At 33.9% G+C, this 8,943-nt stretch carries 11 protein-coding genes and 1 pseudogene; 6 read left to right on the forward strand and 6 right to left on the reverse strand.

The window, feature by feature from the left end; genetic code table 11:
- Both ABWO41_RS12165 and ABWO41_RS12170 read right to left on the reverse strand, forming a co-directional pair.
- Positions 1-328, reverse strand: a pseudogene (locus tag ABWO41_RS12165) (endonuclease MutS2); the annotation flags it as partial.
- 20 nt (positions 329-348) lie between these two features.
- Positions 349-900 carry a DUF4296 domain-containing protein gene (locus tag ABWO41_RS12170; RefSeq protein WP_353138170.1) on the reverse strand — a complete coding sequence of 184 codons (552 nt, stop codon included), beginning with the start codon at positions 898-900 and terminating at the stop codon, positions 349-351.
- A gap of 39 nt (positions 901-939) precedes the next feature.
- Between ABWO41_RS12170 and ABWO41_RS12175 the strand changes: the two genes are divergently transcribed.
- The 6 genes from ABWO41_RS12175 to ABWO41_RS12200 all read left to right on the forward strand — a co-directional run bounded on the left by ABWO41_RS12175 (position 940) and on the right by ABWO41_RS12200 (position 5,979).
- Positions 940-1,647, forward strand: coding sequence for a YggS family pyridoxal phosphate-dependent enzyme (locus ABWO41_RS12175; protein WP_353138173.1), 708 nt, complete (start codon positions 940-942; stop codon positions 1,645-1,647).
- 56 nt (positions 1,648-1,703) lie between these two features.
- Positions 1,704-2,162 carry a GNAT family N-acetyltransferase gene (locus tag ABWO41_RS12180; RefSeq protein ID WP_353138176.1) on the forward strand — a complete coding sequence of 153 codons (459 nt, stop codon included), beginning with the start codon at positions 1,704-1,706 and terminating at the stop codon, positions 2,160-2,162.
- Entirely contained in the window at positions 2,159-2,947 is a 789-nt protein-coding gene (locus ABWO41_RS12185) for a DUF3298 and DUF4163 domain-containing protein (protein WP_353138179.1), read from the forward strand. Before ABWO41_RS12180 ends, ABWO41_RS12185 begins: the two co-directional genes overlap by 4 nt.
- Before the next feature lie 5 nt (positions 2,948-2,952).
- Complete coding sequence (locus ABWO41_RS12190; protein ID WP_353138182.1) at positions 2,953-4,215, forward strand: aspartate kinase; 1,263 nt, start codon at positions 2,953-2,955, stop codon at positions 4,213-4,215.
- A 6-nt stretch (positions 4,216-4,221) separates the two neighbouring features.
- The gene (locus ABWO41_RS12195; RefSeq protein WP_353138184.1) at positions 4,222-5,409 is read left to right on the forward strand and encodes a class I SAM-dependent methyltransferase; all 1,188 of its coding nucleotides are present in this window, start codon (positions 4,222-4,224) and stop codon (positions 5,407-5,409) included.
- Between the two features lie 108 nt (positions 5,410-5,517).
- Positions 5,518-5,979: a PA2169 family four-helix-bundle protein gene (locus ABWO41_RS12200; protein ID WP_353138188.1), complete on the forward strand. Its 462-nt coding sequence runs from the start codon at positions 5,518-5,520 to the stop codon at positions 5,977-5,979.
- 165 nt (positions 5,980-6,144) lie between these two features.
- Here the strand turns inward: ABWO41_RS12200 and ABWO41_RS12205 are convergent, their stop codons facing one another.
- From ABWO41_RS12205 to ABWO41_RS12220, 4 genes are all read right to left on the reverse strand, one after another.
- The gene (locus ABWO41_RS12205) at positions 6,145-6,894 is read right to left on the reverse strand and encodes a DUF1570 domain-containing protein (protein WP_353138190.1); all 750 of its coding nucleotides are present in this window, start codon (positions 6,892-6,894) and stop codon (positions 6,145-6,147) included.
- Positions 6,895-7,106: 212 nt separating this feature from the next.
- The gene (locus ABWO41_RS12210; protein WP_353138193.1) at positions 7,107-7,493 is read right to left on the reverse strand and encodes a RidA family protein; all 387 of its coding nucleotides are present in this window, start codon (positions 7,491-7,493) and stop codon (positions 7,107-7,109) included.
- Positions 7,494-7,579: 86 nt separating this feature from the next.
- Complete coding sequence (locus tag ABWO41_RS12215; RefSeq protein WP_353138196.1) at positions 7,580-8,314, reverse strand: formylglycine-generating enzyme family protein; 735 nt, start codon at positions 8,312-8,314, stop codon at positions 7,580-7,582.
- 65 nt (positions 8,315-8,379) lie between these two features.
- Positions 8,380-8,841, reverse strand: a complete 462-nt coding sequence (locus tag ABWO41_RS12220) for a DUF4268 domain-containing protein (RefSeq protein ID WP_353138199.1) — start codon at positions 8,839-8,841, stop codon at positions 8,380-8,382.
- Between the last annotated feature and the right edge of the window lie 102 nt (positions 8,842-8,943).

The raw sequence follows: 8,943 nt of genomic DNA on the forward strand, positions 1-8,943 counted from the left end.
CAAAATACTTAATCACGGCAAAGGCCGTTTGCAGGGAATTATAAACCTGAAAAAATTCCTCTTCAGTTAAGAACGTACCTTCAATCTTAGCTTTATCAGATAGTTTTTTAATGTCATAGAAGCTCTGGATAGGTAAAGCTTCATCCGTTTCTATAATTGTTTTGAACTCACTGGTTTGTCTTAAGAACTTTGTAATTTGATCGAAATTGGTCATAAACCTGATTTTATCCACCATGTCTACTCCCATCTCACTAATGCAATAGGTTTTGATCGCTTGTTTTATCTCTTCAAAACCGAGTTTTTCTATACTATTTTGTGGGTAAATCATTAATCGCTTAATTAATAGATCTATTTCTTCCTTAACTTATTTTCCACAGATTTTGCAGTATCTAATGAGGCTGATATAGATTTCTTATTTAAAGTATCTGTTTTAATTTTATTTTCTTTTATCCTTTTTTTCAAAAGATTACTATCTATTACAAAAGGCAAATTGATTTGATAATAAATAGTATCAGGAAAAATAGTCTGTACTGGAATTTCAAAAGCAGTATCGCTTTTGCTTAGCTTATCTCTAAACCTATCCAAACTGTCTATTACGTTCTGATAAACTTTTACAATTTCTGCAGGTTTATTTTTACTGTAATAAGCAAGACTCTCACTAAATATGGCCGAATCTATACCATATTTAGAAAAAATGTAATCGTATTTCGCCTTTGCATTGATTAACATACTGTCCTGATTGTATGAAGTAGACATATAATCTAAACTGGCATCGGCTAAATGCATATCTATTAATACGTTATACATTTTGTCCTTAGTTATTATTTTATTCGGAGAAGCATTATCAGAGCAAGCATATAAAAAAATAAACAGGCAAAAGGGAGCCAATAGTTTTTTCATTCGTATTTTTACAATTTAAAACGCTAAAATTAAGCATTAATGAGCATTACCGATAATATAAAAAGATTAAAAAACGAGATTGAGACGTTAAATGTCAAATTAATTGCTGTATCCAAGACCAAACCTATAGAAGATATCCTGGAAGCTTATAATGCCGGACAAAGAATTTTTGGTGAAAACCAGGTTCAGGAAATGGCCGACAAAGCCGAGCATCTTCCAAAAGATATACAATGGCACTTAATTGGTCACCTTCAGACTAATAAAGTTAAATACATAGCGCCTTTCGTTAGCCTTATTCATTCCGTTGATAGCATTAAATTACTGAAGGAAATAAATAAACAGGCCGAAAAAAATAACAGGATTATAGATTGCTTACTGCAAATTTATATTGCGGATGAAGACACCAAATTTGGATTAGGCTTTGACGAAGTAATTGAATTATTGAGATCTGATGAGTTTGCAGAACTTAAAAATGTAAAAATCTCCGGATTAATGGGAATAGCTTCGAATACAGATAACGAAAAACAGATAAAAGAAGAGTTCTACGAGCTAAAGACTTTATTCGACGGTATTAAATTGAGCTTCTTCAGAAAAGATGATAGTTTCAGGGAACTTTCTATGGGAATGTCGTCTGATTATAATATCGCTATAGACCAGGGTTCTACTATGGTAAGAATTGGAAGCGATATTTTTGGTAAAAGAGTTATCAAACACTTTAAAAATACAGAAGACAGTAAAGAAGCCTAAAGTGTTATCTTCACTAAATAAACTAACGAATTTTTAATGAGTGAACTAGTATAAAAATGATTAGATACGCTGAAGAAAGGGACTGTGAAAGACTTTTAGAACTTATTTATGAATTGGCTGTTTATGAAAAGGCACCAGAGGAAGTTACGGTTTCTTTAGAAGAGTTTAGAGCCGCTGGCTTTGGTGCAAATCCGGTTTGGAAGGCATTTGTTTATGAGGAACATGATAATATTTATGGTTTTGCATTATATTATATCCGTTATTCTACCTGGAAAGGCTGCAGATTATATCTAGAAGATTTTATAGTAACAGAGCAATATAGAGGTAAAGGTATTGGTACAAAGCTTTTTGAACGGGTAATACAGGAAGCTAAGGAAAAAGGTTATCAGGGAATGGTTTGGCAGGTACTGGACTGGAACGAACCCGCGCTAAATTTTTATCGGAAATATGCAGCAGAAACAGAAGCTGGCTGGCTTAATGCCTCTTTAAGTAAAAAACAAATATTATTAATATGAAAAACTTATTTTTAGGATATTTTTTTTGTGTAATGCTACTTTTTGCAGCATGTGACCAAAATCCGAAAGCAGAATCGAATGCTAATAATAGCGACAGTGTTTCGTTTAAAATGATTTCCTTTTATAAGAGTTCTACAGAATGTAAGGAAGATACGTGTGGAGCTTATGTAAAAGCTTCTTATCCAGAGTTTAACTCCCCCCAAGTTCAAAAGTTCGTCAATAAAATCATTACTAACGATATTTCTAATAAAGGGAACCTGAAACTGGAAATTCTGGCTGATTCATTTATCACAGAATTCGTTAAATTCCGAAAGGAGTTTCCTGAAGCTGTAGGAGGCTACCAATGGATTCAGACGTTAAAAGTAAATGATAACAAACCGAATTTAATAACTTTTACTCATAATAACTACAGTTATACCGGTGGTGCACATGGCTTAGAGACTACTTCTTATTTTAATTACCTGACAAAAGAAAACAAAGCTTTAAAATTAGAAGATTTATTGCTTCCAAACCAATATCAAAAGCTGGTTACTGTTGGGGAAGAAATCTTTAGAGAAGATGAAAAATTAAGCCCCGACCAATCTTTGGAAGAAAACTATTTCTTTGAAAACGGCAAGTTTGTTTTGAATAATAACTTCCTGATAACAGACAAAGGCTTATTATTTACGTATAATCCCTACGAAATTAAAGCTTACGCATTTGGAACTACAGATTTATTAATTCCCTACGCAAAAATTAAAGATATTATTAATCCCAGGAGTATTTTAGCAACTTACGTGAAATAGAATAAATGCAGGTTTTTAAATTTGGTGGTGCTTCCGTAAAAGACGCAAAAAACATAAAAAACATGGCCGAAATTGTAAAAAATTCGGCTTCAGATAATTTGCTCATTGTTGTTTCTGCAATAGGAAAAACAACAAATGCCTTAGAAGAGTTAACTAACAACTATTACCGCGGAAATGAGAGCGTGTTCGAAAATCTAAAGAATATTAAGAAATACCATTTTGATATTATTGACGAATTATTCGAAAAGAAATATACTAAAGTATACGACGATATCAACAATACTTTTGTAGAGATAGAATGGACAATTGAAGATGAACCTCAAGATTCCTACAATTTCATTTACGACCAAATCGTATCGATTGGGGAGCTGTTATCTTCTAAAATAGTAAGTCATTATTTCAATTTTATAGACATTAATAACCGGTGGGTCGACGCAAGGTCTTTTATTCAAACAGATAACACCTATAGAGAAGCCCATGTTAACTGGAGTAAAACTACAGAATTAATTGAGAATCAATTACCATCTATTCTGAAAAATCAAATCATAGTTACCCAAGGATTTATAGGTAATACCTCAGAAAATTTCACCACTACATTAGGCAGAGAAGGTTCTGATTACAGTGCAGCAATTTTTGCCAGTTGTTTAAATGCAGAGAAATTGGTGGTTTGGAAGGACGTTCCTGGAATATTAAACGCAGATCCCAAACGCTTTCCCGAAGCCATAAAATTCGAAGAACTTTCTTATGCAAATGCTATAGAAATGACTTATTATGGTGCGAGTATTATTCATCCAAAAACCATTAAGCCACTACAAAACAAGAACATACCGCTTTATGTAAAACCTTTTCTTCAACCAGAGGACACAGGAACGGTTATAAAGGAAACCGATTCGGTTACTCACACTCCTTCTATCATAGTCAAAAGTAACCAACAGCTATTGAGTATCAGCAGTAAAGATTATGCATTTATAAGCGAAAAGCATTTGAGTTATATTTTTAATGCCTTTTCGGAAACTCAGATCCACATTAACATGATGCAAATATCGGCGCTCACTTTTTCGGTTTGTATAGATCAGGATTTACAAAAATTTGAAAAATTGAAGTCAATAATTCAGGCAGATTTTTCTTTCAGATATAATCTGGATTTAGAGCTGTTCACCATAAGAAACTTTGATGATGAAACGATTTTAAAGTATGTCGATTCCTCAAATGTCATTTTAGAGCAAAAAAGCCGTAGCAACGCACAATTTATCGTAAAAAACAGTTAGGAAAAGATGGTTAACGAAGCACTTTTCGATAAAGATGTTCAAGATTATATCAACACTCATCTAAATGACGATATCAGGAAAATTGTCCTGAAAAAATCGCCATTTAAAACGGTTAAAAGCCAGGAACTTGCCGAACAGATTCAATCCAAGAGAGCTATACAAAAAAAATTACGGCTTTGGTATAAAACACAAAATATTGTTTATCCACCTAAATTAAATTTAGAACAAACTTCATCAGAAAGTACAGCTTATTATAAAAGTACACTTATAGCACCGAATTCATCTGTTATAGATTTAACAGGTGGTTTCGGAGTAGACGACTTTTATTTTGCAAAAGTGGCTTCTAAAGTGATCCATTGCGAAATAAATTCACACCTGTCTGCTATTGTAAAACATAACACAAAAGTTTTCAATCTGGATAATATTGAACTTTATGTTGGTGATAGTTTAGAAAAATTAAAAGAGATTGATAGTGTAGATGTGATCTATGCAGATCCTTCCCGAAGATCCGAAAATGGAAGAGTGTTCTTATTGGAAGATTGTGAACCTAATGTAGTCAAACATCAGCACCTTTATCTGAAAAAGGCTAAAAAAGTAATAATCAAGGTGGCACCAATGCTGGATGTAGATTCCGCCCTAAAACATTTAAATTCAGTTACAGAAGTCCATATAGTTAGTTTAAATAATGAATGCAAAGAGCTTTTATTTGTTATGGAGAATAACGGGTCAACTAAACCCGTTCAGTTAAATTGTGCGGTACTAACTTCCAAACAAACCGAATTCTCTGTTTATACATTCGATTATGGCAGAGAGAAAGACCTGGTTGTTGAACACGGAGATATCCAAGATTATTTGTACGAACCAGATGCCTCTTTACTAAAAGCCGGACTTTTTAAAAGCTTATCTCTATATTTTGAAATAACCAAGCTAAATCAACACTCGCACTTATACACTTCGGATAAACTGCTAACTGATTTCCCTGGACGAACCCTGAGGGTAAAGTCACATCAAAGCTTTAAATCTTTTCAATCCACAAACAATTTTAAAAAAGCAAATATCATTGTCAGAAATTTTATGCTAAAGCCGGACGATCTGAAGAAAAAACTAAAAATTGCTGATGGCGGGGATACTTACTTATATTTCACCATCAATTATAAAGGCATACCCACCGTAATAACTTGTGAACGGATATAACGAAAGTATCCATTAAAATTTTCTCTATTCTCCATCTATTAAACATTGTTTCTTGGAACAGTAATTGTATTAAACGTAAGACGTTTCATCTATCAAAAACAAATTACTATGAAAACAATTTCAGAGGAAGCTACTATGGTCTTGACCGACCTGGTAAAAATTAATAATGACCGTATTAAGGGTTATGAGAAAGCTATTCATGAGCTTTCTGATGAAGGTAATACCGACTTAAAAGCCATCTTCGCAGATATGATTAAAGAAAGTCATAACTTCCGTAACCAACTCATGGAAGAACTGGAAGTAAAAGGCGAAAATGCCCAGTTGGGAACTTCTACAGCAGGAAAAATATATCGAAGCTGGATGGAAATAAAAAGTGCATTTACAGGTTCAGACCGAAAAGCAATTTTAGAAAGTTGTGAATATGGTGAAGATGTTGCTCAAAGAGCCTATGAAACCGCTCTGGAAGATGAGAATATACCAGAATATATCCGGGAAATACTTACCGAGCAAAAACATTCGCTTAAACTCTCACATGATCAGATTAAAGTGCTTAGAAATCAAAACAGATAATGATTTTTGGACCAGAGATTTCTGTTTAATAATTCGATAAGTTTTATACCTTTTAAGATGGGGATTTCTTCTTTAAAGATGTAAGGGTATTTTCGAATATCCTAACGAAAAGTAAGAAATCTCCTCCATACAGATGTATGACCTACGATCAGCATTATCTGTGGCTTACCTGTAATAGAACTTAAAACCCGATGCAAATTTGTCTATACCGCCAAACAAAACTTCAAATATATATTGTATAGATTTTCCCTGCTTCATCATCATGGCCATTTTTCCTATTAAATGCGGATCTTTTTTGATAATGTAATAAATAACACCATAAGAAGTTGCATATAGGTAGTTTAAATTATTTTTATGTGTCCACGGTTCATTCCCTGACATTAAAAGGCTATAAATATCAAGCTCTTGGTTTTGGTTCGCCTCTCTCACATATTTAATATGATGATGTTGCATGTACACCTGTGGATTCAAGTTATCTCCTATCTCTATAGATTCCAGAAATTCTGCTAAACCTTCGTTAAACCACCTCGGACATCTTTGTAAGTTATGGTGCATTAGCGCATGGCTAATCTCATGCAGTATGGTTTCAATATCTCTCTTTTCTAAATACAAAACATGCAACTGCTTAGTAAACGAGCTGTAAAAACCAGATTCTGTAAACCCTTTCATCTTTCCTTCCGCTAATACCGCCCTAAAATCTTTATTTTTACCATACAGGTTCACATTAATTCTGAGGCTGTCATTCAAACTATTTATAAACAGGCCATTAAATATCTTGACTTCATATTTTGCCAATTTCTCAATCATTTCCTTATCTTCTGCTTTTAGACTGAAACCAATTTCATTAAAGACCAAATTTTGAGAATACGCTTCTGTGATATAAAAAAGAGAAATAACAAGTAAAAAGTGTTTCATATAAGACTGTAAAATTCCAATCAATTTATTTTAAAAAGTTTATGTATTCCATAGTATAGCGAGTTAAGCTAAGCACATTCTCACTATCAGAAATCCTTAATCCGTAAACGCTTGATTTACCAAAACAGCGGAGCTAAATATCTCACATCGCGGTGAAGGCATATTTCACTCCGCTCAATGTAAAAATTTCTATTTCAAATATTTTGAGTGGCTTAATCCTGGATAGCGGTTACTTCAATTTCTATCAAGATCTCGGGATCTATCAGTTTTGAAACTTCAACTATAGTTGTTACAGGTTTTATATCCTTGAAAATTTCGCCATGAGCTTTAGCGGCTTCTTCCCATTGGCTGATATCTGTCAGGAACATCCTTGTTCTAACCACATCATTTACAGAAGCTCCCGCATCTTGCAACACACCCGAAAGCTTTTCCAAAATGGCTCTGGTCTGGTTATATAAACCTTCGATAGCTTTCCCTTCGGCATCTTTTGCTGCTGTTGTACCAGCGATTTCTATAGTATTGCCTATTCTTACAGCTCTACAATAACCTATAATATCCTCCCATGGAGAACCTGTAGTAAAGTTTTTTCTTGATCCCATATTTTTATTTTAGCCGCCTTTCTTAGTTCTTAAAGCGAGAAACAAAAATATAAATTTGAGCGAAAGCCCCTGCTATTAAATAACACTTAATTTACAACTTCGACCACTCTAAATCCATTAAAAGAACTTCTGCAATCGGCATAACTTGCCAAACGCCTGGTTACCCTACAATAAGGTGAGAGCCTATCTGCTGCTCCACCTCTTACGACTCTGCCCAAACCCTCAGCTGGTCCTACCGGATTCTCAATCAATTGTATCATAGAATATGGTCCAAACCAATCTAGACACCATTCCCAGGCATTTCCACTCATATCGTACAATCCTAATTCATTCGCTTTTTTCTTACCAACGGCATAGGTTTTATTTCCACTGTTTATACGAAACCAGGCTACTCTGCTCGGATTACTAGAACCACTAAATTTATAATTTCGGCTTCGCTTTCCTCCTCTTGCAGCATATTCCCATTCTGCTTCAGTTGGCAATCTAAATGTTGAATTATTTTTCTCACTTAGCCAATCACAATAAGCTACAGCTTCATGATAAGTGATATTTACAATAGGATGGTTCATCTTCCAGCCCCATGGAGGTGGCGGAGGCATTGGCTGGCCTTTTTCTTCAGCAAATAATTGATATTCGGCAACTGTAATCTCAAAAACAGATATAGCATAATTATTTACCTCTACAGTTTGAGAAATTTCCTTCCCTGGATTCCCCATAACAAAAATGCCGCCTTCAACATAGACCATTTTTGGTTTATAAGCAAAAGCATGGTTTAAGGATAAATAAGCGAGAAATAAAAGAGAGATTAACTTCTCATACATTGTTGGCCTGTTTGGTTACATCACTTGTTGAACCAAAAGCATGCCTTGCTAAATATTTTGGTGGCTTATTTCAAAGCTTCAAAATTATCTTTGGCATCAAACCAGAATTCGTCCAAAAGAATGATTCGTGGCTTCAGAAATGAAATAAGCTTATCCCAATCTCTTTTATTGAATACATTAACTTCATTGAGGGTCTTGGAAATTCTAGAAACTGTTCTTCCTATTGTATCTGTCCCATGAAGCTCCCAATCCCATTCTTCTCCCAGTATATTATGTAAATAAGTTTTAAATTCCAGAAACTGTTCATAAAAAAGTTCCTGTATTCCTATATCTTCATGTCCCAGATCAATACTTATGGAAGCCGTTCTCTTATCGGCCTCCATTCTGAAATAAATATCTCTGACACCTGTTTTATAATTAACCCAATTTATTCGCTTACCAGATGCAGATCTTCTATTTTCTAATTGCTGTGCTAATTTATGCCAGAACTCTTTTTTTATTGCTGACGCTTCTTCTTTCGTAAACATTTATTATTAAAAACAGCGAAAATAATACTTATATAATATTGAGAGCAAAAACTAACTAACTAACTAACTAACTAACTAACTAACTAACTAACTAACTAACTA

Source organism: Pseudopedobacter sp. (genome assembly GCF_040392825.1).
In the GTDB taxonomy this organism is placed as follows: domain Bacteria; phylum Bacteroidota; class Bacteroidia; order Sphingobacteriales; family Sphingobacteriaceae; genus Pseudopedobacter.